General features: G+C 71.5%; 23 protein-coding genes. 11 read left to right on the top strand and 12 right to left on the bottom strand.

The window, feature by feature from the left end:
• Window positions 1–210 precede the first annotated feature (210 nt).
• Genes dnaJ through clpB form a run of 3 tightly spaced genes read left to right on the top strand, consistent with a single transcriptional unit; the run spans window position 211 to window position 4,505 of the window.
• Complete coding sequence (dnaJ, locus tag ACFPZN_RS38370) at window positions 211–1,395, top strand: molecular chaperone DnaJ (protein ID WP_378287436.1); 1,185 nt, start codon at window positions 211–213, stop codon at window positions 1,393–1,395.
• Window positions 1,396–1,402: 7 nt separating this feature from the next.
• Window positions 1,403–1,870 (top strand): heat shock protein transcriptional repressor HspR, encoded by a 468-nt coding sequence (locus ACFPZN_RS38365; RefSeq protein WP_378287435.1) that lies wholly within the window; start codon window positions 1,403–1,405, stop codon window positions 1,868–1,870.
• Window positions 1,871–1,898: 28 nt separating this feature from the next.
• Window positions 1,899–4,505, top strand: coding sequence for an ATP-dependent chaperone ClpB (clpB, locus tag ACFPZN_RS38360; RefSeq protein ID WP_378287434.1), 2,607 nt, complete (start codon window positions 1,899–1,901; stop codon window positions 4,503–4,505).
• Between the two features lie 114 nt (window positions 4,506–4,619).
• Here the strand turns inward: clpB and ACFPZN_RS38355 are convergent, their stop codons facing one another.
• The gene (locus tag ACFPZN_RS38355) at window positions 4,620–6,005 is read right to left on the bottom strand and encodes a hypothetical protein (RefSeq protein WP_378287433.1); all 1,386 of its coding nucleotides are present in this window, start codon (window positions 6,003–6,005) and stop codon (window positions 4,620–4,622) included.
• 402 nt (window positions 6,006–6,407) lie between these two features.
• On the opposite strand from ACFPZN_RS38355, the gene ACFPZN_RS38350 reads away from it, so the two are divergent.
• The gene (locus tag ACFPZN_RS38350) at window positions 6,408–7,103 is read left to right on the top strand and encodes an FHA domain-containing protein (RefSeq protein WP_378287432.1); all 696 of its coding nucleotides are present in this window, start codon (window positions 6,408–6,410) and stop codon (window positions 7,101–7,103) included.
• A gap of 25 nt (window positions 7,104–7,128) precedes the next feature.
• Here the strand turns inward: ACFPZN_RS38350 and ACFPZN_RS38345 are convergent, their stop codons facing one another.
• From ACFPZN_RS38345 to ACFPZN_RS38325, 5 genes are all read right to left on the bottom strand, one after another.
• Window positions 7,129–8,652, bottom strand: coding sequence for a serine/threonine-protein kinase (locus ACFPZN_RS38345; protein ID WP_378287431.1), 1,524 nt, complete (start codon window positions 8,650–8,652; stop codon window positions 7,129–7,131).
• Between the two features lie 348 nt (window positions 8,653–9,000).
• A complete protein-coding gene (locus ACFPZN_RS38340; protein WP_378287430.1) occupies window positions 9,001–9,393 on the bottom strand; it encodes a hypothetical protein in 393 nt (130 codons plus the stop codon).
• The gene (locus ACFPZN_RS38335) at window positions 9,390–9,770 is read right to left on the bottom strand and encodes an SgcJ/EcaC family oxidoreductase (protein ID WP_378287429.1); all 381 of its coding nucleotides are present in this window, start codon (window positions 9,768–9,770) and stop codon (window positions 9,390–9,392) included. Before ACFPZN_RS38335 ends, ACFPZN_RS38340 begins: the two co-directional genes overlap by 4 nt.
• Before the next feature lie 116 nt (window positions 9,771–9,886).
• Window positions 9,887–10,489, bottom strand: a complete 603-nt coding sequence (locus ACFPZN_RS38330; protein WP_378287427.1) for a PadR family transcriptional regulator — start codon at window positions 10,487–10,489, stop codon at window positions 9,887–9,889.
• A 121-nt stretch (window positions 10,490–10,610) separates the two neighbouring features.
• Window positions 10,611–11,282, bottom strand: coding sequence for a TetR/AcrR family transcriptional regulator (locus ACFPZN_RS38325; protein ID WP_378287426.1), 672 nt, complete (start codon window positions 11,280–11,282; stop codon window positions 10,611–10,613).
• Window positions 11,283–11,406: 124 nt separating this feature from the next.
• Here ACFPZN_RS38325 and ACFPZN_RS38320 point away from each other — a divergent pair, with 124 nt between their 5' ends.
• Window positions 11,407–11,928 carry a hypothetical protein gene (locus tag ACFPZN_RS38320; protein ID WP_378287425.1) on the top strand — a complete coding sequence of 174 codons (522 nt, stop codon included), beginning with the start codon at window positions 11,407–11,409 and terminating at the stop codon, window positions 11,926–11,928.
• 16 nt (window positions 11,929–11,944) lie between these two features.
• On the opposite strand, the gene ACFPZN_RS38315 is transcribed toward ACFPZN_RS38320, so the two are convergent.
• Window positions 11,945–12,961, bottom strand: coding sequence for a hypothetical protein (locus tag ACFPZN_RS38315; RefSeq protein WP_378287424.1), 1,017 nt, complete (start codon window positions 12,959–12,961; stop codon window positions 11,945–11,947).
• A 79-nt stretch (window positions 12,962–13,040) separates the two neighbouring features.
• Between ACFPZN_RS38315 and ACFPZN_RS38310 the strand changes: the two genes are divergently transcribed.
• On the top strand, window positions 13,041–13,598 hold the full coding sequence (locus ACFPZN_RS38310; protein ID WP_378287423.1) for a helix-turn-helix domain-containing protein: 558 nt from the start codon (window positions 13,041–13,043) through the stop codon (window positions 13,596–13,598).
• Window positions 13,591–14,478, top strand: a complete 888-nt coding sequence (locus tag ACFPZN_RS38305; protein ID WP_378287422.1) for an SRPBCC domain-containing protein — start codon at window positions 13,591–13,593, stop codon at window positions 14,476–14,478. The genes ACFPZN_RS38310 and ACFPZN_RS38305 overlap by 8 nt, the downstream gene beginning before the upstream one ends.
• 34 nt (window positions 14,479–14,512) lie before the next feature.
• Here the strand turns inward: ACFPZN_RS38305 and ACFPZN_RS38300 are convergent, their stop codons facing one another.
• Window positions 14,513–15,739, bottom strand: coding sequence for an MFS transporter (locus tag ACFPZN_RS38300; RefSeq protein ID WP_378287421.1), 1,227 nt, complete (start codon window positions 15,737–15,739; stop codon window positions 14,513–14,515).
• A 99-nt stretch (window positions 15,740–15,838) separates the two neighbouring features.
• On the opposite strand from ACFPZN_RS38300, the gene ACFPZN_RS38295 reads away from it, so the two are divergent.
• Window positions 15,839–17,791 carry a RiPP maturation radical SAM C-methyltransferase gene (locus ACFPZN_RS38295; protein WP_378287420.1) on the top strand — a complete coding sequence of 651 codons (1,953 nt, stop codon included), beginning with the start codon at window positions 15,839–15,841 and terminating at the stop codon, window positions 17,789–17,791.
• Window positions 17,788–18,285 carry a DUF5825 family protein gene (locus ACFPZN_RS38290; RefSeq protein WP_378287419.1) on the top strand — a complete coding sequence of 166 codons (498 nt, stop codon included), beginning with the start codon at window positions 17,788–17,790 and terminating at the stop codon, window positions 18,283–18,285. Before ACFPZN_RS38295 ends, ACFPZN_RS38290 begins: the two co-directional genes overlap by 4 nt.
• 61 nt (window positions 18,286–18,346) lie before the next feature.
• On the opposite strand, the gene ACFPZN_RS38285 is transcribed toward ACFPZN_RS38290, so the two are convergent.
• Both ACFPZN_RS38285 and ACFPZN_RS38280 read right to left on the bottom strand, forming a co-directional pair.
• Window positions 18,347–19,006, bottom strand: coding sequence for a hypothetical protein (locus ACFPZN_RS38285; RefSeq protein ID WP_378287417.1), 660 nt, complete (start codon window positions 19,004–19,006; stop codon window positions 18,347–18,349).
• A 655-nt stretch (window positions 19,007–19,661) separates the two neighbouring features.
• The gene (locus tag ACFPZN_RS38280; RefSeq protein ID WP_378287415.1) at window positions 19,662–20,021 is read right to left on the bottom strand and encodes a hypothetical protein; all 360 of its coding nucleotides are present in this window, start codon (window positions 20,019–20,021) and stop codon (window positions 19,662–19,664) included.
• Window positions 20,022–20,226: 205 nt separating this feature from the next.
• Here ACFPZN_RS38280 and ACFPZN_RS38275 point away from each other — a divergent pair, with 205 nt between their 5' ends.
• Window positions 20,227–20,670 carry a YbaB/EbfC family nucleoid-associated protein gene (locus ACFPZN_RS38275; RefSeq protein ID WP_378287413.1) on the top strand — a complete coding sequence of 148 codons (444 nt, stop codon included), beginning with the start codon at window positions 20,227–20,229 and terminating at the stop codon, window positions 20,668–20,670.
• A 56-nt stretch (window positions 20,671–20,726) separates the two neighbouring features.
• On the top strand, window positions 20,727–21,311 hold the full coding sequence (locus tag ACFPZN_RS38270; protein ID WP_378287412.1) for a hypothetical protein: 585 nt from the start codon (window positions 20,727–20,729) through the stop codon (window positions 21,309–21,311).
• 44 nt (window positions 21,312–21,355) lie between these two features.
• Here ACFPZN_RS38270 and ACFPZN_RS38265 read toward each other — a convergent pair whose 3' ends face one another.
• Both ACFPZN_RS38265 and ACFPZN_RS38260 read right to left on the bottom strand, forming a co-directional pair.
• Window positions 21,356–22,957, bottom strand: coding sequence for an N-acyl-D-amino-acid deacylase family protein (locus ACFPZN_RS38265; protein WP_378287411.1), 1,602 nt, complete (start codon window positions 22,955–22,957; stop codon window positions 21,356–21,358).
• Window positions 22,957–24,228: an amino acid deaminase gene (locus ACFPZN_RS38260; RefSeq protein WP_378287410.1), complete on the bottom strand. Its 1,272-nt coding sequence runs from the start codon at window positions 24,226–24,228 to the stop codon at window positions 22,957–22,959. The genes ACFPZN_RS38265 and ACFPZN_RS38260 overlap by 1 nt, the downstream gene beginning before the upstream one ends.
• Between the last annotated feature and the right edge of the window lie 62 nt (window positions 24,229–24,290).

The following is a 24,290-nucleotide window of genomic DNA, read 5'->3' as shown; positions in this document are numbered from 1 at the left end:
CCGGCGCCCGGCGCCGCCGGTTCCGGCGGCACGGCCGGTGACGGCGAGCAGGCCGGCGGCCCGGCCTGATCGCGCGCCGTCCGGGGCGGGCCCGTCCCCGCGGGGCGCCGGCCGACACTCGCGGTGGTGCCGCACCCGGCGGGTCCGGGCGGCCGCGCCGCGGGGCAGACACGACTTGACGACAGTGGCACGAGCAGAGAGCGGGGCGCCGTGAGCACCAAGGACTACCTGGAGAAGGACTACTACAAAGTCCTCGGTGTCGCGAAGAACGCCTCCCAGGACGACATCAAGAAGTCCTACCGGAAGCTGGCCCGCAAGTACCACCCGGACGCCAACAAGGGCGACACCGACTCCGAGGACCGCTTCAAGGAGGTCTCCGAGGCCTACGACGTCCTGTCCGACGAGAAGCGCCGCAAGGAGTACGACGCGGTGCGGGCGATGCCGGGCGGTTTCCGCGGGCAGCAGGGCGGCGGCGGCTTCGGGTTCGACCTGGGCGACCTCTTCGGGCAGACCGGGGGCGGTGGCGGCGCGGGCGGCGCCGGGGGCGCCGGCGACCGGCTGGGCGACCTGTTCGGCGGGCTGTTCGGGCGCGGCGGTGGCGGCACCCGGACCACCGCCGGGTCGCGCCGGGCACGGCGCGGCGCGGACGTGGAGACCGAGGTGACGCTGTCGTTCGGCAAGGCGATGAACGGGGTGACCGTTCCGCTCAAGCTGACCAGCGAGGCCGCGTGCCCGAGCTGCCGCGGGACGGGCGCCAAGGCGGGCACCGTGCCGCGGGTGTGCCCGTCCTGCGAGGGCACCGGGCACGAGACCCGCAACCTGGGCAGCTTCGGGTTCCAGGAGCCGTGCCGCGAGTGCCGCGGCCGGGGCCTGGTGGTGGACGACCCCTGCCCGACGTGCACCGGCAGCGGCCGCGCGACCGGCACCCGGACGATCCAGGCGCGGATCCCGGCGGGCGTCGCCGACGGCCAGAAGATCCGGCTCAAGGGCAAGGGGGCGCCGGGCGAGAACGGCGGCCCGGGCGGCGACCTGTACGTGAACATCAAGGTCCGGCCGCATCCGGTGTTCGGGCGCGACCGCGACAACCTGACGCTGACGGTGCCGGTGACGTTCCCGGAGGCGGCGCTGGGCGCGGAGATCAGGGTGCCGACGTTCCAGGGGCAGCCGGTGACGCTGCGCCTGCCGGAGGGCACCCCGAACGGCCGGACGTTCCGGGTGCGGGGCCGCGGCGCCTCCCGGCGCGACGGCACCAAGGGCGACCTGCTGGTGACGGTGGACGTGCAGGTGCCGCAGAAGGTGGACGACCAGACGCGCGAGGCCCTGGAGCGGCTGCGCGCCACGGGCGCGGGCGACGACCTGCGCAGTGAGCTGCTCCAGAAGGCGCGGGAGGAGTGAGTTCGTCATGGACGCCTTCGGCGACGACACCCCGGTCTATGTGATCTCGGTGGCGGCGCAGCTGTCGGGCCTGCACCCGCAGACGCTGCGCACCTACGACCGGCTCGGGCTGGTCTCCCCCGGCCGGACGGCCGGGCGGGGCCGCCGCTACTCGATGCGCGACATCGTGCTGCTCCGGGAGATCCAGCGGCTCTCCCAGGAGGAGGGCATCAACCTGTCGGGCATCAAGCACATCCTCGAGCTGCAGCGGGACAACGTCATCCTCCGCGAGCAGCTGGCGAAGGCGCACGCCGCGCTGGAGGACCTGGCCAACGAACTCGAGTCGACCCGGGCCGTGGCCGCGCGCCTGGCGCAGCAGCGCCGGCGCGGCGACACCGCCCCGGCGGCGGGTCCCGGCGGGACGCCGGGCGGCGATCTGGTGCCGATCCGCCACACCGGTGTCGTGGTGTGGCGCGAGCGCGGCCGCGAAGACTGATGTGACGGGGAGTGGGGGTCAACCGAACATGGACTACAAGCTGACGCAGAAGAGCCAGGAGGCGGTGTCGGTCGCGGTCCGCCGGACGGCGGCCGAAGGGCACCCGCAGGTCGAGCCGCAGCATCTGCTGGTCGCGCTCATCGGCCAGCCGGAGGGCACGGCGGTGCCGCTGCTGGAGGCGGTGGGCGCCGACTGGCAGGCGCTGCGCCGCCGCGCGGAGGAGCAGCTGGCGGGCATGCCGAAGGCGGCGGGGTCGACGGTGTCGTCGCCGCAGATGTCGCGGCAGCTGATCGTGGCGGTCAACACCGCGGCGAACCGGGCCAAGCAGCTGGAGGACGAGTACGTCTCGACCGAGCACCTGCTGGTGGGCCTGGCCGCCGACGGCGGTCCCGCCGCGGGGCTGCTGAAGGAGTTCGGGGCGACGCCGCAGGCGCTGCTGGACGCGTTCGAGAAGGTCCGCGGGCACGCCCGGGTGACCAGCGAGAACCCCGAGGACACCTACCAGGCGCTGGAGAAGTACGGCGTCGACCTGACCGGCGCGGCCCGGGACGGCCGGCTCGACCCGGTGATCGGCCGGGACGCCGAGATCCGCCGGGTGGTGCAGGTGCTGTCCCGCCGGACGAAGAACAACCCGGTGCTGATCGGCGAGCCCGGGGTCGGGAAGACCGCGGTGGTGGAGGGCCTGGCGCAGCGGATCGTGGCGGGCGACGTGCCCGAGTCGCTGCGCGGCAAGCGGCTGGTGTCGCTGGACCTGGGCGCGATGGTCGCGGGCGCCAAGTACCGGGGCGAGTTCGAGGAGCGGCTCAAGGCCGTCCTGAACGAGATCAAGCAGAGCGACGGGCAGATCGTCACGTTCATCGACGAGCTGCACACGGTCGTCGGGGCGGGCGCCGCCGAGGGCGCGATGGACGCCGGCAACATGCTCAAGCCGATGCTGGCGCGCGGCGAGCTGCGCATGATCGGCGCGACCACGCTGGACGAGTACCGCGAGCGGATCGAGAAGGACGCGGCCCTGGAGCGCCGCTTCCAGCAGGTGCTGGTGGGCGAGCCGTCGGTGGAGGACACCGTCGCGATCCTGCGCGGGCTGAAGGGCCGGTACGAGGCGCACCACAAGGTGCAGATCAACGACTCGGCGCTGGTGGCCGCCGCCACGCTGTCGGACCGGTACATCACCTCCCGGTTCCTGCCGGACAAGGCGATCGACCTGATCGACGAGTCGGCGTCCCGGCTCCGGATGGAGATCGATTCCCGGCCCGTGGAGATCGACGAGCTGCAGCGTGCGGTCGACCGGCTCAGGATGGAGGAGCTGGCGGTCGGCAAGGAGACCGACGAGGCGTCCAAGCAGCGCCTGGAGCGGCTGCGCCGCGACCTGGCCGACCGGCAGGAGCAGCTGAACGGGCTGGTGGGCCGGTGGGAGCGGGAGAAGGCGGGCCTGAACCGGGTCGGTGAGATCAAGGAGCGCATCGACCAGCTCCGCGGGGAGGCCGAGCGCGCGCAGCGCGACGGCGACCTGGAGACCTCGGCGCGGCTGACCTACGGCGAGATCCCGGCGCTGGAGAAGCAGCTGGACGACGCCGTCGCCGCCGCCGACGGCGAGAACCGCGACGCCATGGTGAAGGAGGAGGTCGGCCCGGACGACGTCGCCGACGTGGTCGCGTCCTGGACGGGCATCCCGGCCGGGCGCCTCATGGAGGGCGAGACCGCCAAGCTGCTGCGCATGGAGGAGGAGCTCGGCCGGCGGCTGATCGGGCAGGAGCAGGCCGTCCGGACGGTGTCGGACGCGGTCCGCCGCGCCCGCGCCGGGGTCGCCGACCCCGACCGCCCGACCGGTTCGTTCCTGTTCCTGGGCCCGACGGGCGTGGGCAAGACCGAGCTGGCCAAGGCCCTCGCCGAGTTCCTGTTCGACGACGAGCGGGCGATGACGCGGATCGACATGAGCGAGTACTCCGAGAAGCACTCGGTGGCCCGCCTGGTCGGCGCCCCGCCCGGCTACGTCGGCTACGAGGAGGGCGGGCAGCTCACCGAGGCCGTGCGGCGCCGCCCGTACTCGGTGGTGCTGCTGGACGAGGTCGAGAAGGCCCACCCCGAGGTGTTCGACATCCTCCTGCAGGTGCTGGACGACGGGCGCCTCACCGACGGGCAGGGCCGCACGGTCGACTTCCGCAACGCGATCCTGATCCTCACCTCCAACCTGGGGTCGCAGTTCCTGATCGACCCGACGCTGGAGAACGGCGCCAAGCGGGACGCCGTCATGAACGCGGTCCGCGCCGCGTTCAAGCCGGAGTTCCTGAACCGGCTGGACGACGTGATCCTGTTCGACGCGCTGTCCACGCAGGAGCTCACCCGGATCGTCGACCTGCAGGTCGACCGGCTCGGCAGGCGGCTGTCGGACCGGCAGCTCACGCTGACGGTGACCGAGGCGGCCCGCGAGTGGCTGGCGCTGACCGGCTACGACCCGCTGTACGGGGCGCGCCCGCTGCGCCGCCTGGTGCAGACGGCGATCGGCGACCAGCTCGCGCGGGAGCTGTTGTCGGGGGAGATCCTCGACGGCGACGAGGTCGTGGTCGACCTGGACGAGGCCGCGGACGCGCTGACGGTGGGCCCGGCGCGGAGCATCACCCTCGCCAAGTCCTGACCCGATCAGGACCTCGCCGAACCGCACCGCGGCGTGCCGTCCCGGGCCTGGAACCGGTCCCGGGACGGCACGGCTTCTTTCGGTCCGCCCGGTCGCCGCCCGCGCCGGACGCGGTCAGCGAGTGATCAGGGAGCCGAAGGCGGCACGGATGTCGGCGGTGGAAGGCTTGACGTACTTCTTGCTCGGCGGAGAAGAGCCGAGACCGGGAACGGAGCTGTAGGAAAAGGACGATGGGCAGCTCCTGCCGCCGATCTGCAGTTCTCTGTCGGCGACGCGTTTCCCGGTCCGCAGTTCGTACGCCTTGACCGGGACGGCGATCTTGCGGAAGGTCACGTAGGTGACGCCGGTCCCGGCCCCGGTGTAAGGACAGGTCTGGGCGACCTTGCCGTACTCCCTCTCGTCCACGCAGACCACGAGAACCGCTTTGGCGATGTCCGTGGTCCGCCACGTGCCTGGGAGGCGGCCGGTGTACTCGTCGTCGCCGGCGAAGAAGGCGCGGTTGGTCCCCTTGCCGTACGGAGCGGCGCCGCTGTACTTGGCGGGCTCGGAGCAGTACTCGGGCTGGTCGCCGAACCTCTCCCCCAGAAGCGCGCGGACCTGCGCGAGTTCGCCGGCCAGGGTGGCCCGTTCGACGCCGTCTTCGGCTTTGCCCCTGAGCCCGTGGCCCGGGTACTCGTCGAGCATCTGCTGGTAGCGCATGCGCGCACTTGCCCAGTCCTCGGCGGTCATGGTGTCGTCGCCGCATCGGACGAGGGCGGCGGGCGCGGTCTGGGGGACGATGGCGGTGGCTCCGTCCAGCACGTTCCCACGGGCCCTCCGCAGGAGGAGCTCATCGGTGATCGCGGCCGTGGCGCAGGGCTTGCCGGCGGGCAGCCGGCGGAGGAACCCGTCCAGAACGGTCCGGACCATCTCCTCGTGGCCCGGCAGATCCGCAAGGACCCTCGTGAGACCGTGGAACCCGGCCCGCAACGCGTTCACGTCACCCGACAGCGCGGCGGCGAGCTTGTCCTCGGCCGCCGCGATCCTCCGGCATGCCTGGACGGTCTCGTTCCCGCGCGCCGCGAGCGGGGCGTCCGCCACACGCTGGCCGAACCACACGCGCCGCTGAGCCGCCAGCGCCCGTGCGCAGTCGCCGCTGCCGCGGGCCTTGGCGGTGGCCTCCTCGATCCCGGAGGCGTCGAATCGCAGGACCCCCACCGTCAACAGCACCGGGAGTGCGGTCGCGGCCGCGATCAGCCGCCGTCTCCGCCGGACCGGCCCACGGGCGGCCAGTGTCCACCCGTGTGCGATCAAGGCGGCCCACCACAGCACCACGATGATTTCGAACCACACCGCCTGCACGACCGAGGCGAGCAGGACGGCGAGCACGAGTGTGACCAGCCCGGTGACGACCGCGAGCCCGCGCCGTCCCAGGAACAGGTAGCCGATGCCGAGCAGGGACGCGTTCGCGAGAGCGACGGCCAGCGGATCATCACCCGTTGGGCGCGGAGAGTCGGACATCCTGGTCCCTTCATCGTGGACGGACAGGCCGACGCCATTGTTTTCCGCGCACTTCGGGACGGGTCCCAAGCCGAACCGCCCGGGTCACCGTCCCACCGGTCCGGGACCGGTCCCGGACCGGACCGCCTAAGATCCCCGCAACGCGAGCGGGTCCGGCCAGACCTTCAGTCGGGAGGGCAGCCCAGGAGGTGGACGAGGCGTCTCCCCCCGTCGCCACCGGTAATCGCCCGTCCGGACCAGGACGGGCACCCCCGGCAACACGCAGCGAGCGCACAGGGAAAGGAGCGGCCGATGCCATTGGCGCCGCAGGAGGGGTCCCCGAAGGTCCGCCTGTTGCCGCGAGAGGTCGGCAGCCTCGCACACGGGATCCCGAGGGCCACGCCGCCGGGAACGCTTTTCGTCATGGGGGTCGAAGGCGGCATGCGCGTGGCACCGGACGCGGGCTTCACCCTGCTGTTCGGGCGGTGCGAGCCCGATGTCCACGTATGCGTCGGCGCCGCCGACCGGCATGTCAGCAGGCGGCACGGATACATCGCGCACGAAGGTTCGCGCTGGGTGCTGCACAACACCGGCAGAATGGCCATCCGGTTCCCGGGCTCGCGCCTGGTGCTCGGCGGGCAGCAGGCCGAACTGCCCGCCGCCTACACGCCGCTGTTCATCGTCACCCCGCGGCAGGAACACCTTCTCGAAGTGCGGATCGCCACCGGGGCCGCGCTGTCGTCCCGGGAGGCACTGCACGAGGCCGAGACGGACAACTCCGACAAGTGGAAGCTGTCCAAAGAAGAGCGTCTGCTGCTGGTGTGTCTCGCCCAGCGCTACCTTCGACAGGAGCCTCACCCCCAGCCGCTGACCTGGGCTCAGGTCGCCTACGAGCTCGACCTCCTGCAGCCCCGGAGGGGCTGGACAGCCAAGGTCGCCTCGTACGGCGTCAAGACCGTGCGGGAGAGACTGAGCGGGAAAGTGCACGGGTTGACCGAGAAAGAGGTTCCACCGCCGATCGGCAACGCGCTCAACCACAACCTCATCACCGAGTTGCTGGTCACGGCGACGATCCGCGAAGAAGACCTGGCGCTGCTCGACCGGTCCGACGGCCCGTGAAGGGCCGGCGCGGGAACCGACCGGCCTACGTGTCCGAGTAGCTGAAGTTCCGCGTTCCCGCCCAGGTCGGTGCCGTGACGCGATACCGGTGCGCGCGTTCGTCCTCGGGATGGCCGGGCCCGATGTCGACGACGTCGGCGCGCGCCCAGCGACCGCCGATCCGCTGGTCGACGTAGTAGGTGAACTCGTTGAAGTCCTTCGTCGACGACGCGAACGTGTTTCTTATGACCAGGGCCTTCCTGTCCGCGGTGAGGGGCGCCGGGAATTCGACCGTCTGGTCCTTCCAGGTGACGAGGGACCCGTCCAGCCCCACCCACAGTCCGGCCCGTCTGCCGTTCACGGAGATGACCGCACTCTGTCCGGAGACACTGGAATCGAGTCGGCGTGTCAGCCGCACACCCGTGTTGGCCGGATCGACCCGCACGGTGAACTGACTCCACCCGCCCGGCCCGAAGGCCCTGCCGTCGTCGAGCACGAACCGCCGGGTGGCCGGTGGCCGCTCAGCGGACCCCGACAGCGTGAGGACCAGCACCACGGCCCCGGCGGAAAGCACCGCGACGGCGGCCCCGGCGACCAGCACGGCGCGGGGCCGGAGCCGGCGTCCGCGGCCGGGGTCCAACGTGCTCTGGTGGTGCATGCGGGGGTCTGTTTCACCGGTTCCCGACTTCAGCGCGCCGATGGACTCCGATTCGGTGGAGTGGATCATGTTCATGACGGCGGCCGGCAGCCAATTGCCGTCCGGCCAGGAACCGGCCAGCCGGGCGAGAATGTCGGGGAGTTCCGGACGGGCGGCGGGATCCTTGGCCAGGCACCCGGCGATCAGATCGCGATACCCGTTCTCCACGGGTATGTCGCCGAGATCGGGTGGTCCGCCGGTGATGCGATGAAGGGTCGCCGCGACCGTCTCGGCGCCGAAAGGGCTGCGACCGCCCGCGGCGAAGCCCAGGACCGAGCCGAGGGCGAACACATCACTCGCGGGGCCTGCCGGATCGCCGTTCACCTGCTCGGGGGACATGTAGGCGTAGGTCCCCAGAACAGCGCCGGTCGCGGTCATCCGGTCGGCGTCCTGCGTGCCGACAACGCCCAGATCGATGATCCTGGGCCCGTCGGCCGCCAGGATCACGTTGCCCGGCTTGAGGTCCCGATGCACCAGCCCGCAGGCGTGGATGGCGAGCAGGCCCTCGGCGAGCCCGGCGCCCAGGGTGCGCACGGCCTGCAGGTCGAGCGGACCGTGCTCGTCGACGGCGCGCTGCAGGGACGGACCGGGAATGTAGGCCGTGACCATCCACGGTGGATCGGCGTCGGGGTCCGCATCGATCACCAGCGCGGTATGGAATCCCCCGATCCGGCGAGCGGCCTCGACCTCGCGGGCGAAACGGGCACGGAAACGGCGCCGGTGAGCGTATTCGCTTCGGATGAACTTCACCGCGACCGGCCGCCCGCCAGGGGAACGGCCGAAGAACACCCGCCCCATTCCGCCTTCGCCAAGGCGTCCCAGCAGAAGATACTTCCCGGCATGGGTCGGATCGCCAGGCCCCAGAGGATCCACTCAAGCCCCCACTGCTGGTTCGCCGGTCGCCCCGAGGACGGCAACGCGAGCCGCCACCGAAAGGGCGTCCCCGTCCCGGGAAACAAGTTAGTCGAAGCGCGGCGCCCTGGGGGAACCAGTACGGCAATCCGAGAGATCGCACTCTGAGCAGAAGATCATCTGCCGGTAACGCGGGACGGCCGCCCAATGATCTTTATGTGCGACGATCAATGACCCCATTGGAAGATTGGAGTCATTCTGCGACAATCGCGGGCCATGAGCGTTCTGGTCATCATGATGCGCAAGAAGGCCGTCCAGGAGTGGAGCGCCGCACGTCACCCCCTGCGCGACGCCGAAGTCGCCTGACCATCACGCCACCGGGTGGGTCGGGACGTTCAGGCGGGTGCCGAGGCGGGTGAGATTCTCGTTGAAGGCTTCGCGGGTGCGGTCGGCGAAGCCTATGAAGAAGCGGTTCGCCAAGGGGACGCCCCAGCGCATCCACTGTGCGACGTTGATGACGCGGTGGACGAGCAGGGCCCCCTGGGGATGCGGCCTGACGCTCCACTCCCCGCGGTACCACCAGCCGCCCTGGAACGCGATGGTGTGACCGGTCACCTCCACGGTGGAGGTGTGACCGGGGGCGTCCTCGACGGTGAAGCGGCCGGTGCGCCTGCCGTCGGGCAGCAGGTCGCCCGCGAGGGCGTCCCAGACGCGGGCGACCGGGGCCTCGATGATCCCGGACACCTCGGCGATCGTCTTCATGACGCCGCCCTGGTGTTCTGGAAGGAGGCGAAGCGCCAGCCCTCGGGCGTGCCGACGGCGGTGAAGGAGACGATCGAGTCGCGCGGCGGGCCGCCCGCCAGGGCGGTGCCGCCCCGGGCGATCACCAGGACCGGGCCGTCGGCCAGCGGCTTGGCCGCGGTGTCGCCGGGCGCGGACATGGTGGATCCCTTGAGCGGCCCGTCGAACAGCCACCGGTGGGACGACTCGATGGCCGCACGCCCCCGGGTGTGCGTGCCGTCGAAGGCGATGTAGTCGGCGTCGTCGGTGAAGACGGCGGCGTAGGCGGTGGCGTCGCCCGCGTTCCACGCCTCGGCGAGGCGGGAGAGCAGGCCGGCGATTTCCGCGTTCACGGACATGGCGCGGCTCCTCACGGTCGCGGCGCCTATCCTTGGATCGCGCGTCCAGGCAGGGCAGGCGCCTTGTTCGGATGTCCGGCCGCCGGGGTGTTGGCGCACCCCGGCGGCCGCTTTCTTCAGGTCTCGCCGAGCACCTGGGCCAGCGGTTTCGCTTCGGCGGCGCTCGACCATTCCAGTTCGCCCGACTCCAGGCGTGCGACGAGCCCGCGGACCCAGGCCAGCTCGGTCTCGGTCAGCGCCCGCTCGTAGTCGATCTCGATCACCAGGATGTCGGGCAGGCCGCTGTCCTTCAGGGCCTTCAGCTGGGCGTTCATCCCGGTGAGGGCCCCTTCGAGCGCCGCCGCCCTGGTGCGCAGGGACTGCAGCGCGTCCGGTACGGGCAGGACGCCGAGCAGCGAGACGGCCGCGGTGAAGGTGCGGCGCTCCGCGCCCGGGTTCTCCAGCAGCACCCGGAGCCGGGTGGCCAGCTCGCGGCGGCCCTCGTCGGTGATCTCGTAGACGGTGCGTTCCGGCCGGCGGCCCTCCCTGCTGGTCTCGACCGGGACGATCAGCTCCTCGCCCGCGAGCCGCTCGACCGCGTGGTACAGGCTCCGGGGCAGGCCCGTCACGTAGTCCTTGTGCGTGTCGACGATGAAGCGGTGCAGCTCGTACGGGTGGCCGGCGCGCACCGAGAGCATCGCCAGCACGGTCAGTCCGACCAGGTCGGGACGCCGCGCCATGCCTCCCCCTTCCCTCGTGGGACACCCGCGTCGGCGGCAGTGCACTACAGCATAGCGCCATAGTGCGATTTGCAATATAGGGGTAAGCGGTCGTACGCCCTCCCCGATTTCGCGGGACGGGTCAGTGGAGGCGGGTCTCCAGGCCGTCGAGCAGGGCGCGGAGGCCGAACTCGAAGCTGCTCTCGGGGGCGGCACCGTACTGCTGGGCGGAGGCGTCGCCGAGGCGGGCACGGAGCCGCGGGAACTGCTTGCCGACCTCGGCAGCCTGCGCCATGGTCTCGCGCAGGCGTTCCCCGGCGTCGTCGCCCATCCGGTTGAGCTTCCTGGTCAGCGAGGCGGTGGACGACTCGCCGAGGGCGTTGCCGAGCACGAACATGAAGACGCCCGCTGTGGCCTGGTCCGCCTCGGCGCCGGTGAAGCCCGCGGCCTCGTAGACGCCCAGGCTGTGGTCGTCGTGGCGGGCCTTGTCCGGACCGTACAGCACGTGCGAGGCCAGTGCCTGCACGACCCAGGGGTGGCGGGTGAACATCGCCAGCAGGTCGGTGGCCATGGCCGTGGCCGCGGCGCGCCAGCCGACCGCGTCCGGGTCGGGCAGCCCGATCTCCTGCCACACCTGGTCGCCGGCCAGCAGCAGCAGGTTGTCCTTGCTCTTGACGTGCCAGTAGACGGCGGTCGCGGCCGAGTCGAGGCGCTGGCCGAGGGCGCGCATGTTCAGGCCTTCCAGCCCTTCCTCGTCCAGGAGCTCGATGGCGGTCCGGACGATCTGCTCCTTGGTCAGCGTGGTGCGCGGCATGCGGCCACGATACGGCAGCGGCGACCCTCCTGCACAAAGTTCAAGTCGACCACTTGCACTTAGTTCAAGTCATGCTTAGGGTCGCACTTGAACAAAGTACAAGTCACTCGCCCCGGGAGCCCCCATGACGACCGTCGCCGCCGTCGCCCAGATCCTCGTCGCCCTCGCCTTCGTCAGCATCCCGATGCTGCGCCACCGCTACGGCGCCACCACCGCCAAGGCCAACGCCGAGGCCGAGCTGAGGCGCCAGGGCATCCCCACCCGCGTGCTGGCCGAAAACAAGCTCACCTTCGACGCCGGCGGCCACGAGACCGCCGTGCCCGTCTCGGTCGCCGCGGTCATGGCCGCCGTCGCGGCCCTCAACCTCGCCGGGAACGAGTGGGGACAGACCCTGACCTATGTCTTCTCGTCGCTCGTCCTGGTCGGGAACGGGCTCATCCTGTGGAGCCAGCTGACCGCCGTGCAGTCCGTCCAGAGGGCCTTCAAGCGCAAGGGCGACCCCATGCTGGAGCGCGTCGACGTGCCGGCGCTGCTCAAGGCCGCCGGGAGCGGCTTCCCGTCGTGGACCCCGATCCTCCAGAACGTCCGGCACGGCATCGCCTTCGCCGGCTCGATCATCGCCCTGGTGGCGGTCGGCCTGGCGTGACGGCCTCGGCGTCCGCCTAGTGCAGGGGGATGGCCGGGCGGACCAGGACGTCGCGGGCCTCGTTGGCCGTAGGCCCCTCGGCGCCGTCGCGGTAGGACGTGGCCAGGGGAAGCCACCCGAGGAAGAAGCCGGAGCCGCCGCACACCGCGCTGCCGCCGTCGCCGCCGCAGAGCACGGCCGGGTCGGCGGTGGCTTCGCGGAGGGTGGAGCGCTGGCCGATGTTCAGGCCGAACGCGTTGGGCTCCAGATGCGGGCCGTGGTCGGGTTCGACGCTGCCGTCCCCGCGCATGGTGGCGCCGGGGTAGCGGTCGGCGGGGCAGTCATCGCCCCAGCGGAACAGGGTGGCGGCGCCCGCGCCGCAGGCGTGCTCCCACTCGTCCGGGGTGAGGAGCCGCATCCCCTTGGACGCCATGCGTTCCAGGTCGTCGGCGAGCGAGAACATCAGCCAGGCCTCGGTGACCGTCCCGTCCGGGGTCAGGAGCACGCGGGCCTGGCGCGCGGCGTGCTTCCCGGGCGGCCACATGACGCGGACCTCCCGGGGCTCCGCGGCGCGATCCTCCCGGGGATCGGCGCGGTGCATGGCGGCGGCCTCGGCGATCAGGGGGTGGTCGGGGGCGACACGGGTGAGGCCCGCGTCCCGCGCCTCGACCGCCACCAGCAGCGGCGGGACGTCCACGGCGCGCGGCGGGGACGTCAGCGTGTCGACGGTCTCGCGGATGTCGGCCGGAAGGCCGTAGTCCTCCCCCGGCGCCCCGTACTCCTCGTACGAGGAGGCGTAGGAGGCCAGCTGCCCCTCCGACGGGACGAACCGGGCGCCGTCGTAGCCGACCTCGACGCCGCCGCCCGGGACGAGGCCGTACAGCTCCCCGTCGCGGCGGAACAGCACGTACCGGACGGGTCCGGCGGGGCCGGGGCGCCACCCCGTCTCGACCGGTTCGGCGTCCGCGCGCGAGGCGATCCGGTCGGCCAGTCGGCCGGCGTCGCGATCGTCCAGGTCACGCCACTGTTCGAGGTCGAGATCGTCCAGAGCCACCGCGACAGCCTAGCGGCGCGCCGCCGCGAGCCGCGGGCCATTGACAAAGAACTCTTTTACGATAAAGACTTGTTTCATCATGAAGGAGATCTTTTGCATTGAGCGCTTCGAGCAGGCGGAGGCCCTGCTCAAGCCGCAGCGGGTCGAGGTCCTGCGGCAGCTGGCGCGGCCACGCTCGTGCACGGAGGTGGGAACGGCCCTCGGGCAGTCGCCGCAGCGGGTCTACTACCACGTCAAGAAGCTGGTGGACGCCGGGCTGGCGGCGCAGGTCGACGAGCGCCGGGTGCGCGGCATCCACGAGGGCGTCTACCAGGCCAGCGCGCAGTCGTACTGGCTGTCCCCGCGGCTGGTCGGCACGATCGGGCGGCGCCGCGTCCGCGACGAGCTCAGCCTCGGCTACCTGCTGAACCTCCTCGAAGACGTGCAGACCGACCTCGCCGCGCTCGACCCCGCGATCGACGAGCTGGCCACGCTGGCCGTCTCCGGGGAGATCCGCCTTCCGGCCGGGAACCGCGGGGAGTTCCTGGACGACCTGCGCACCACCCTCCAAGACCTGTTCGCCCGGCACGGCGGCGCCGAGGGAGACGCCTTCCGGCTGGCCGTGGCCTGTTACCCGAAGGAGAACCCGGATGAGTAGTGACGAGCTGTCGATCGAGGCCCGGCTGGGCGCCCCGCCGCCGCGCGTCTACCACGCCCTGACCGACCCCGGCGCGCTGCGCTCCTGGCTCGCCGAGCACGCCGCGTCCGCCCCGGAGCGGCGGGAGTACGCCTTCTGGGGCCGGCACACCCCGCAGGGCGAGATCGGGCGGCAGACCCTGGTGGCGGCCGAGGAGGACCGGCGGCTGGTGTTCGCCTGGACGCTCGACGACCAGCGGACCACCGTCGAGCTGCGGCTGGAGCCGTACGGGGCCGACGGCACCACGCTGCGGTTCCGGCAGGACAAGATGCCCACGCTCGAGGAGCTGATGGCCCCGCCGGGGCGGCGCGACGGCCGCCACTCGATGCACACGTTCTGGGGCCTGGCCGTCGCCAACCTGGCCGAGTACGTGGAGGGGCGGCCGCTGACGCCCAAGGCCGACTTCGGCCCGGCCCGGCCACGGGAGATCAGGGCGGAGGTCGTCATCGGCGCCTCGCCGGAGGAGGTGTTCGCGTCGCTGGTCGATCCGGCGCGGATCCGCCGCTGGTTCGGCTGGGAGGCCGAGGTCGAACCCCGTGTCGGCGGCCGGATGACGCTGGGCCTCGAGGGCGAGATCTCCGCGTTCGAGCCCGGGAAGCAGCTGGTCTACGGGGACGGCGAGGGCACGGTCGTCAACTGGGAGCTGGCCGGGTCCGAGGGCAGGACGTTCCTGACGTTCGTGCAGAGCGGCTACTCCGAGGACGAGCTCGACAGCGCCGCCCAGCATGAGGCGGGCTGGCTGGGCGGTATCGCCGAGCTCAAGCGTATGCACGAGCTGGGGGACGCGTGGACCCCGCTCATCACTGAGCTCCCCGGCACCGAGGAGGGCGAGCCGACCTGAGCCGGGTCGTGCCGGGTCGGCACAGTGGGGGCGGTCACCCGGGTGGACGGGACGTGGCACCGCCGGCGGTCGGCCCGCAGGCGGGGCTGGAGAACGTGCAGCCGCCCCTTACGAACAGCGGGAGCGGGGCGGCGAGCGCGGCGATGCAGGCCCCCACGAGGAGTAGGAGATCCGTGCCGAACCGCGCCACCGCCAGGCCCGCCAGGAGGTAGCCGATCGGTGTCAGCGACTCGCTGCCCAGCCAGTCGAGGGCCATGACGCGTCCGAGGACCTCGTCGGGGACGTCCCGTTGCACGGCGGTCGTCCACAGCACCTCGAAGATGGTGATGCCCGCACCGGCCGTCCCCCACAGGAGGAGAACCCCCGGCAGGGGGAGCGCGGCCAGGGAGAGGGGGGCTCCCGCCACGAGGACGATGCCGATGACGGCGGTGGCGCCGGGACGGCGCGTTCTCAGCCTGGCCGCCAGGAGCGCCCCCAGGATCGAGCCGACGCCCAGGGCGGTGAAGGCCGCCCCATAGGCTTGCGGGCTGTCCGTGGCGAGAGGTGCTATGAGCATCATGGGCGCGACGGTGATGCTCATGACCAGCATGGACGCGACCATGGACGCCCCCAGCCAGGGCCGCCTCCGGACCGCTTGGAACCCCTCGCCCAGGTCCAGGGCCGTTTGCCTGAGGCTCCAGGGCGGCGGCTTGGTCGCGGCCTCCGCCTGGGACTCCCTGACGAACGCGAGCGTGGCGAGGCTCATCGCAAAGGTGCCGACGTCCACCCACAGGGCCGCGGTCGTTCCGGCCGTCGCTATGACCGCGCCCGCCAGGGACGGGCCGATGACCAGGGCCGTGTACTGGGAGAAGGACGTCAGGGAGTTGCCCGCCTGGAGGCACCCGGCCGGAAGCGTGCGCGGGATGACCGCGGCGTAGGCGGGCTGGAACAGGCCCTCCGCCACGGCGATCACGATGACCAGGCCCACCAGGGCGGTGTCCGGGGTGAAGGCGAGCGCCGCCACGGCGAGGGCGCGGGCCAGGTCGGTCCACAGCATGATGGCGCGGCGGGGGAGACGGTCGGTGACGGCGGCGGCCAGCAGCGTCCCGACCACCAGGGCCACGCTCTGCACGGCGAGGACCACCCCCAGCGCCGCGGCGCCGGAATGCCGGTCGAGGACGACCAGCGCCAGGATCACCGGGAACATCCGGTTCCCGACCGCGCTGAGGGACTGCCCGGCCCACAGCAGCGCGAAATGGCGATGCCTCAGGGCCCCGAGCATGCAGCGCACCACATCACAAGATGATCATCACTTCAAGGTGGTGACCTTATGCGGTCAGGACCATTTTACGAATCTGTCAAGATGCTGAACACTGGCCGGATGCACACACCCCGCGACAATGCGCCCGGCCGCGACGCACCCGGGCGCAATACGCCCGGCCTGCGCGTGACCCTGGCGTCGATGCCCTGGCAGTCGTTCGAACTGCCGTCCCTGCCGCTGGCCTTGTTGAAGGCCCGGCTCGCCGAGGTACGCCCCGCCGACACGGTAGGTGAATATCACGGCTACCTGCGGTGGGCGGAGCACGTCCTGGAAGAGACCGGGGGCGAGATCACCCCCGCCACCTGCGAACGGGTTTCGGTCGATGACGTATTCCACGGAATCGGCGACTGGATTTTCGCGGGCGCGCTTTACGACGACCCCGAATGGCGGGCCGGGGAGCTGGAGTCGTACGCCGCGCGGGCCCGCGGCGGCGGCCCGCTCGACCTCGGCCCGGCCCGCCGGATGCGGCCGCTGGCCGCCGGGTTCATCGACCTGGCCGCCGCCGAGATCCTCGCGGGCGAGCCCGACGTCGTCGGCCTGACCTCGACGTTCATGCAGAACGTGGCGAGTCTCGCGCTGGCCCGGCGGCTGAAGGAGCTGGCCCCCGGCGTCGCGGTCGTCATCGGCGGCAGCAACTGCGACGGCGCGATGGGGCACGCCCTGCACCGCAACCACCCGTTCGTCGACTACGTCGTGCGGGGCGAGGGCGAGGTGGTCTTCCCCGAGCTGCTCGACCGTATCCGGGCCGGCAATTCCCCCGAGCACCTTCCGGGCGTCTGCTGGTGGAAAGGCGAGGACTCGGTGGCCAATGAGGCCGCCGCCCGCCCCGTTCCGCCGATGCTCGTCCCGCGCCCCGATTTCGACGGCTGGCAGCAGGTCCTCGACGCTTCGCCGGTGCGCCCGTTCGTGGAGCCGAAACTGCTCCTGGAAGGCTCCCGGGGGTGCTGGTGGGGCGAGAAACACCAGTGCACTTTCTGCGGGCTCAACGGCTCGTCCATCACCTTCCGGTCCCGCCCGGCCGAACGATTCCGCGCCGACATCGACCACCTGGTGAAACGGCACCGCATTCTCGACGTCATCACCGTCGACAACATCATGGACATGTCCTATTTCCGCGACCTGCTGCCGGGACTGGCGGCGTCCGGATGGGACCTGCGGATCCACTACGAGGTCAAGGCGAACCTGCGCGCCGACCAGCTGCGGCTCCTCGCCGACGCCGGCGTGCACTGCGTCCAGCCCGGCATCGAGAGCCTCAGCACCCGGGTCCTGGAGCTGATGGACAAGGGCACCACCGCGACCATCAACGTGCGGATGCTGCGCGACTGCGAGGCCGAGGGCATCACCACGTCCTGGAACCACCTCTGCGGCTTCCCGGGCGAGACCGACGACGACTACCTCCAGGTCATCGAGCAGATGCCCGCGCTCGTCCACCTCCAGCCGCCGGGCTCGGTCGGCCGCATCCTCCTCGAACGGTTCAGCCCGTACTTCGAACGGCCCGAGCTGGGCTTCGCCGAACGCCGCCCCCACCGCATCTACGACCACGTCTACGACCTCCCGGAGGAGGAGCTGAACGACCTGGTCTACCTGTTCGACACCCCGCCCGCGGGCATATCCGGCGCCCTGGAGAAGCGGCTCCAGGACGCGGCCGCGCGGTGGCGCGACGCCTACCCCGAATCGACCCTCGTCCTCTATGACGACGCAGAGGACGGCCTGCGCGTCGAAGACCGCCGCGTGGGCTGGCCCAGGGCCGACCACGTCCTCACCGGGTGGGAGGCCGACGCGTACCGCGCCCTGGAACGCGGCCGTACGGCGAAGGCGCTCATCAAGACCCTCGCCGAGGACTTCGGTGTCAGTGGGGACGTCCCCGTCGAGGCGTGGCTCCAGGAGCAGGTCCGCCGCGGCCTGCTGTTCCGGGACGGGCCGGTCTACCTGGCCTTGGCCAGCCGGGGCGCCCCCGTCCACAAGGTGTCGGAGCTCATGGAGGAAACCTCCCGTTGGAGGCCCCACGTATGACCGCGATCGACAAGCCCCTCGACCTGGGCGGCGACCCCGCGGCCACCACCCAGGCCGTGGCGCTCCTCCGCGACCTCGCGCCCACCGGCCAGCACGTCGACTGGCGCGGCAGGGTCACCGGCCCCATCGACCTCAGCCTGCTGCACCACCTGCCGCCCCCGGCCGAACTCGAACACGGCCCCGGCGATGGGACCGATGCCAAGGAAGCCTGGGCGCGTTCACACGACTTCGGCTCGTGCTACTACCGCATGGGGCCCGGCTTCCTTCAGGTGAAGGACGTCCGCAATCCCTCCAGCCCGACCCAGACAGTCCTGGACGACCCGGAACTCATCGACGCCTTCACCACCTGCCTCACACCGACCCGCGTACGGGCCCTGCAGGCCGCGGCCCTGCGCGACCTCGTCCGCCGCCGGCTGCTCCTGCTCGTGGACGACCTCGCCGTGACGCTCCCCTACCGCCTGACCAGGTGGCCGGTCCCCTTCTTCGCCATCTGACCGCCGCGAGCGGCTCGACGGGGCTGAGGGCTGGGGGTCCGCGCGGCCCCCAGCCCTCGGCTCAGGGGCCGTGAGGAGCGGGCGTGGGGCGGTTGGGCTCGACGAACTGCGACGGAGGCGTCCAGGTGATCTTGGAGTCGGTGAAGTTGACGGCCGCGGTGCCGGTGGGCGCCAGGGTGGCCAGCCGCATCGTCGAGCCGGCGCCCAGGACGGCGGAGAAGATGTTGTTGGCCGTGTTCAGGAAGTCCCGCACGGCGTCGACGAACATGGCCACCGACACGACCACCATCACGCCGATCACCGCCTTGGCGATCCGCGCGGGGATGCTCACGGCCGGGTGCGGCACTTTGGCCAGCGCCCACAGCGCGAAGATCATCGGGGCGACCGAAAGGATGAGGCTGCCGATGGACAACCAGTAGTCCATGTACATCTTGGCGATGCTCTCGACCGTCCCGCCGACGGCCTCCGCGTGCTTGCGGACGACCTCGACGTGCCCGATGAACTCCTCGACGGCGCGGGCGAACGCCTCCTGGTCGTCGGCGATCCAGTCCGTGCCCGAATTGGTCGCGATGCCGCGCATGAGCTGGTTGGCGGGCTTGTCGAGCTGCCCCGAGATACCGGTCTTCCAGTTCGACGAGGCCTGGTAGATACCCGGGATGTTGGCGATGCCCAGGGTGGCCATGGCGATGCCGACGAAGATCAGGTACTCCTTCTTCGCCACCTTCTTGAAGTTCTTCAGGACATCGTCGACCAGCGATCCCGCGGACGCGGGCCCCTTCGGCGCCGCACTCCCCGGAGGTCCGGGCGGACCCGCGGGGCCCCGGGGACCGGTCGCGCCTGGAGGGCCGGGCCGGCCAGAAGGACCCGCCTGGCCGGGCTGGCCGGGAGCACCGGTCTGACCGGGCGGACCGGCAGGACCGGTCTGGCCGGGAGTGCCGGCGGGCCCCTGAGGACCGGTGGGGCCTGTGGGCCCTGTGGGGCCCGGCTGACCCGGCTGGCCCGGGTAACCGGGCGGCCCCTGAGGACCCGTGGGGCCCGCGGGCCCGGTAGGTCCGGGCGGACCGGCGGGACCGACAGGACCGGTCCCGGGAGGCGGACCGGGCGGGCCGCCCGGCGGCCCCGACGGGCCGTGGTAGGGCGCTCCCGGCTGGTACGGCCCCCCTGGCGGATACCCCCCGCCCCCCGGCGGATACCCCGCGGTCGGATAACCCGGAGGCGGACCGCCCGGCGCCGGTTGCGCGGGCCAGGGACCCCCGGGGAGGCGAGGGTCGGGGGGCTGGTTGGGTGTCGTCATCTGCCTTCACCTCCACGCGGGGCCGAGACGGCCGTACCGGAACGGGTCGGCTCGGGGCGAGCACGAACGGTCGCGCGCACGGTCATTGGTAGACCGCGGGACCGGTGATGTTCACGTCCTGTCCGTTGGGGCCCTGCACGACCTTGGGCGCGCTGTAGTCCTCGGCCGCCCGCCAGACCCGCTTGATGTCCTCCAGGGCGGTCCGCCACGCCTCCATGACGTCGACGGCGTCCTGCATGTACCGCTCCATCTCGGTCTGCACATTGTTGTACGTGGGCGAGATGGCGATCATCCCGAGAAGGCCGAACCCCGGAAAGCCGACATCGGTTTCACCGACCATCTTCTTGACCTGCTGGAAAAACGGTATGGCCTCCTGCTGGAGGGTCACCCGAATACTTTCGATTCCCTCGGAGGTGACGTACTTTTCCTGCCCCGGAGCCATGCCGACGCCCCTTCCCCGTTGAGCCGGCCTCGTCCAGCCCCACCTTCTACCGCAGCCGCCCGCAACAGGACAAGCGGTTCTCCGGAACAGCCGATCTTTCCCATCCGATTCAAGAGATCAACACATGTGATTCCTGGCTTATTACCGCGTTATTCATGTTCGGTTGGTCGACTGTACGCCACTTTCCCCTCACGAAAGGCCCGCGATGTTCGACCTCAACCCCGCGAACTTCCGCATCGAGGATCTCGAACGCGTGATGCACCAGGCCGACGAGCTGATGAAGCGGCTGGGCGAGTCGAATGACGAGATGGCGGAGATGGTCGGGGAGGGCGAGTCGAAGGACGGCCTGCTGCGCGCCACGGTGGACTCCGGCGGCCGGCTCAAGTCGATCGACATCAATCCGCGGGCGATGCGGCTGGACAGCACGGCGCTGGCCGAAGGGCTGACCGAGGCGATCCAGGCCGCCCAGGACGACGCGGTGAACCGGTCCGAGGGAATGGTGACCGAACTGCTGGCCGCCTACGGGCTGCCCACCGATCCGGACACCGGCGACGTCAGCGACCAGATCAGCACCGTCACCGAGGCCGCCCAGCGCCGTTTCCGGCAGAACCACGATGAATTGAACGAGGTCCGCCGAAACATTCCCTGACCCGGAACACAGGGAATTCTCGGGACCGGGTTCCGGCGCGGAAGGAGAAACGGCCGATGACGGGGCGCGACCACCCGGAATGGGGCCGCAGCCTGTCGGTGAGCCCGGATCGCGGCACCTGGTTCCTCACCGCGCTGTACTGCGCGTTCATGCTGGCCGCGGGCGTGGCATTGGCGATCCAGACGGTGATTCTGGCACGGGACGGGCGCGGCACCGCCCCGTTCGCCGTGATGTTCGGGGTGTTGGCGGCGGTCGCCCTTTCCGAGACGGTCCTCAGCGTGCTCAGGCGTTATCACCGCGCCTTCTGGCTGAACGGGACGGTGCTCACCGCGCGGCGCGTCGGCGAGCCCGTCCGGTGCGACCTGTCGCGGGCGTCGGTCAGGCTGCACCGCGGCTCCAACGGCCTGGGGGGCCGGCGGCTGACGGCGACCGGGCCGGGCACTCGGCCGATCACCGTGCCGCTGCGGCTGAACGAGTCGTGGAACTCGACCTCCGCGGACGAGCTCCGGGCGCTCGCCCAGGCCATCGCCGCCGGCCGGGAGGGCGGCGGGGACGAGGCGGAGGAGGTCGCCGCCGAGCTGATGCGGCTGGCCGCCGAAGAGCGTGGAGCGGAAGAACCACCCCGCCCCTCGCCGTCCTAGACGAGCAGGCTGGGGTGTGGACGGGGCAGGGGCGCGGAGTCGGTTCAGTAGGTGGTGCCGTCGGGGCGCCTGCGGAGGGTGCGGCCGGGGAGGGCGCCGGTGTGGCGGCCGTCCTCGATGACGGGCACGCCGCCGACCAGGACGTGCGGGATGCCCTGGGCCTGCCGCCTGGGGTCGTCGAACGTGGCCGTGTCCCGGACGGTCGCGGGATCGAACAGGACGAGGTCGGCCCGGTAGCCGGACCGGACCAGGCCGCGCCCGGCCAGCCGCAGGCGCCGGGCGGGACGGCCGGTGAGGTGCGCGACGCACTCCTCCAGCGACAGGACGCCCAGGTCGCGGGAGTAGTGGCCGAGATAGCGCGGGAACGTTCCCCAGGCGCGGGGGTGGGGCTTGGCGGGGGCGAGCAGGCCGTCGCTGCCGCCGGTGTGGGCGGGATGCCGCATGATCGCTCGCACGTTGTCCTCGTCGCCGACGTGCTGGAGGATCGTGGTGCCGAGATCGTCGGCGAGGAGGCGTTCGCAGTAGACGTCGAACGGTGCGCGTCCCGCCGACTCGGCCAGTTCGGCGACGGTACGGCCCACGGCCGACGCGTCCGCGGGCGAACCGGCGATCTCGACGGTCGCCCATTCCACCGGGACGCCGTGGCAGCCGTCGGAGCCCTCGACCTCCATGGCGTACCGGATCCGTTCCCGATCGGACGGATCGGCGAGCCGTCGCAGGGTCGCCTTGGGGCCGCCCTCGGACGCCCAGCTCGGAAGCAGCGCGGCGAGGGTCGTGGCACCGGGCAGGTAGGGATAGGTGTCGAGGCTTATGTCGCAGCCCTCGGCGATGGCCTCGTCGAGGAGGTCGAGCAGTTCGGGGGCGCGTCCCTTGTTGACGCCGAAGTTCATGGTGGCGTGCGCGAGGTGCAGGGGGCAGCCTGAGCGGCGCGAGACCTCGACCATGTCGGCGTAGGCCTGCAACGCTCCAGCGCCGTACGAGCGGTGGTGCGGTGCGTAGAAGCCGCCGAGCGAGGCGACGACGCGGCACAGCTCGGTCAGCTCGTCGTCGGCTGCGTACATGCCCGGCACGTAGGTGAGCCCACTGGACATCCCCACCGCCCCCTCGCGCATGCCCGTGGCCACGAGTTCACGTTGCCGATCCATCTCCGCCTGTATGGGAGGGCGGTCGTCCCAGCCCATCGCCAGCATCCGCACCGACCCCTGGGGGACGAGGTAGCACGCGTTGACCGCGATACCCGGGTCGTCGAGCCGGTCCAGGTATTCGGCGACGCTCCTCCAATTCCAGTCGAAGCCGGCCGGATTCCCGTTCCAGCCCGCTATCGCCTGGCGCGTGGCGTCGAGCGTCGTGTCGTCCACGGGGGCGTAGGAGAGGCCGTCCTGACCTAGCACTTCGCAGGTCACGCCCTGGCTGACCTTGGCGAGATGGTCCGGCTCCACGAGCAGCGCCAGATCGGAGTGCGCGTGCATGTCGATGAAGCCGGGCGTCAGGACGAGGCCGGTGGCGTCCAGGACGCGCCGTCCCGTGGGCGTGGACGTGCCCGTGACGTCCTCGATCCGGCCGTCCGTGACGGCCACATCGGCCACGCGGCCTGGAGCGCCCGTGCCGTCCATCACGGTCGCGCCCCGGATCACCAGGTCGGCCATCAGAACCACGTCCTGACGAAGTCGACGACGACGGGCCGCTCGGCGTCGGCGTCGTCGACGACGGGGATGAGCGTCCACTTGTCGAACGTCGTGCACGGGTGGGACAGGCCGAGCCGTACGACGTCCCCCACGTCCACGTCGGCGCCCCTGAGGAAGGCGTGCTGGTCGTTGAGGGCGGTCACGCGCGCGCCCGCGACCGCATCGGCGCCGCGCGGGCCGCGTACGAGCTGGGGCGCGGGCATGCCTTCGTCGAACGGCAGATCGCGCTTGCCCGCGTCCAGCAACGCCAGCTCCGCCTCAGGCCGCGACACCACCCGCCCCCACCCGTGAATGGCCGACCGCAACCGTCCGGCGGTCGCTTCGGTGTGCGGGCGGGCGAAGGGGGAGATGTTCCGGTAGAAGCCGTCGTCGTGCGCGATGTAGGCGCCCGAGCGCAGCACCAGCCGCCCGTCCAGGCCGCCCAGTAGGTCCACGACCTGGTCGAAGAAGGAACTGCCGCCCGCCGTCACCACCGGCGCGTCGACTTCGTAGGCGAGGCGGTCGTGCAGGTTCGCGAGTCGCCTCAGGTAGGCGTCCACCGCCGCGAGCCCATCGGCGGACGCGTCGTGGGACAGGGCCCCCTCATAGCCGCCGGCCCCCGCCAACCTCAGGGTCGGCGCCTTGCGCACGGCCTCGGCCACGGCGACGGCGTCGTCCTCGTCGCGCACCCCTGATCGGCCGTGCGGACCCCCGAGTTCGACGCACACATCGACCTGCCGCTGCGCGCGCGCCGCGCGCAGCGCCTCGTCCATCAACTCGACCGAGCGCACTGAGTCGACCCAGGACAGGAACTCGAAGTCCGGGTCGTGGTCCAGTTCTCCCCCCAGCCATGCGAGCCCGGCTTCGTCCAAGAGCGAGTTGGCCAGCAGCACGCGGCGCACACCGAAGGCACGCGCGACACGCACCTGGGGGAGGTTCGCCAGGGTGATGCCCCATGCGCCCGCGTCGAGCTGCCTGCGCCAGAGCTGCGGGGCCATGGTGGTCTTGCCGTGCGGGGCGAGCTCCACGCCCGCCGCGCGCGTCCACTCGGCCATCAGGCGGACGTTGTGGTCGAGGGCGCCCGCGTCAAGGGTCAGCAACGGGGTACCGAAGTCGTCGAGCGGTCGCCTGGCGCGGGCCTGCTCGCGCACGGTCGAGCCGTGCGCCGAGGCCGGGATCGCCTTGAAGCGCCAGTCGAGGATCTCCTCGCCGAGTGCGTCGACCGCGTCGTTGTCGATGGCGTCGACCATCATGACCTCCTATGTTGCGTGATATGCAATGTGCATTGCGTCACACGCTTCTGCGGTTGTAACAT

Source organism: Actinomadura rugatobispora (assembly GCF_042656285.1).
Taxonomy (GTDB): domain Bacteria; phylum Actinomycetota; class Actinomycetes; order Streptosporangiales; family Streptosporangiaceae; genus Spirillospora; species Spirillospora rugatobispora.
This window is presented reverse-complemented; position numbering and strand designations above follow the sequence as displayed.

Bases quoted from the DNA above. Each gene is read 5' to 3' on its own strand.
- ACFPZN_RS38335 (WP_378287429.1), bottom strand. From the start codon at position 9,770: ATGTCCGTGAACGCGGAAATCGCCGGCCTGCTCTCCCGCCTCGCCGAG.
- ACFPZN_RS38270 (WP_378287412.1), top strand. From the start codon at position 20,727: ATGACGGGGCGCGACCACCCGGAATGGGGCCGCAGCCTGTCGGTGAGC.
- ACFPZN_RS38350 (WP_378287432.1), top strand. From the start codon at position 6,408: ATGGGGGTCGAAGGCGGCATGCGCGTGGCACCGGACGCGGGCTTCACC.
- ACFPZN_RS38290 (WP_378287419.1), top strand. From the start codon at position 17,788: ATGACCGCGATCGACAAGCCCCTCGACCTGGGCGGCGACCCCGCGGCC.
- ACFPZN_RS38330 (WP_378287427.1), bottom strand. From the start codon at position 10,489: ATGGCGCGGCGTCCCGACCTGGTCGGACTGACCGTGCTGGCGATGCTC.
- clpB (WP_378287434.1), top strand. From the start codon at position 1,899: ATGGACTACAAGCTGACGCAGAAGAGCCAGGAGGCGGTGTCGGTCGCG.
- ACFPZN_RS38265 (WP_378287411.1), bottom strand. From the start codon at position 22,957: ATGGCCGACCTGGTGATCCGGGGCGCGACCGTGATGGACGGCACGGGC.
- ACFPZN_RS38325 (WP_378287426.1), bottom strand. From the start codon at position 11,282: ATGCCGCGCACCACGCTGACCAAGGAGCAGATCGTCCGGACCGCCATC.
- ACFPZN_RS38365 (WP_378287435.1), top strand. From the start codon at position 1,403: ATGGACGCCTTCGGCGACGACACCCCGGTCTATGTGATCTCGGTGGCG.
- ACFPZN_RS38300 (WP_378287421.1), bottom strand. From the start codon at position 15,739: ATGCTCGGGGCCCTGAGGCATCGCCATTTCGCGCTGCTGTGGGCCGGG.
- ACFPZN_RS38280 (WP_378287415.1), bottom strand. From the start codon at position 20,021: ATGGCTCCGGGGCAGGAAAAGTACGTCACCTCCGAGGGAATCGAAAGT.
- ACFPZN_RS38305 (WP_378287422.1), top strand. From the start codon at position 13,591: ATGAGTAGTGACGAGCTGTCGATCGAGGCCCGGCTGGGCGCCCCGCCG.
- ACFPZN_RS38320 (WP_378287425.1), top strand. From the start codon at position 11,407: ATGACGACCGTCGCCGCCGTCGCCCAGATCCTCGTCGCCCTCGCCTTC.
- ACFPZN_RS38355 (WP_378287433.1), bottom strand. From the start codon at position 6,005: ATGTCCGACTCTCCGCGCCCAACGGGTGATGATCCGCTGGCCGTCGCT.
- ACFPZN_RS38310 (WP_378287423.1), top strand. From the start codon at position 13,041: ATGAAGGAGATCTTTTGCATTGAGCGCTTCGAGCAGGCGGAGGCCCTG.
- ACFPZN_RS38340 (WP_378287430.1), bottom strand. From the start codon at position 9,393: ATGAAGACGATCGCCGAGGTGTCCGGGATCATCGAGGCCCCGGTCGCC.
- ACFPZN_RS38260 (WP_378287410.1), bottom strand. From the start codon at position 24,228: ATGATGGTCGACGCCATCGACAACGACGCGGTCGACGCACTCGGCGAG.
- ACFPZN_RS38275 (WP_378287413.1), top strand. From the start codon at position 20,227: ATGTTCGACCTCAACCCCGCGAACTTCCGCATCGAGGATCTCGAACGC.
- ACFPZN_RS38295 (WP_378287420.1), top strand. From the start codon at position 15,839: ATGCACACACCCCGCGACAATGCGCCCGGCCGCGACGCACCCGGGCGC.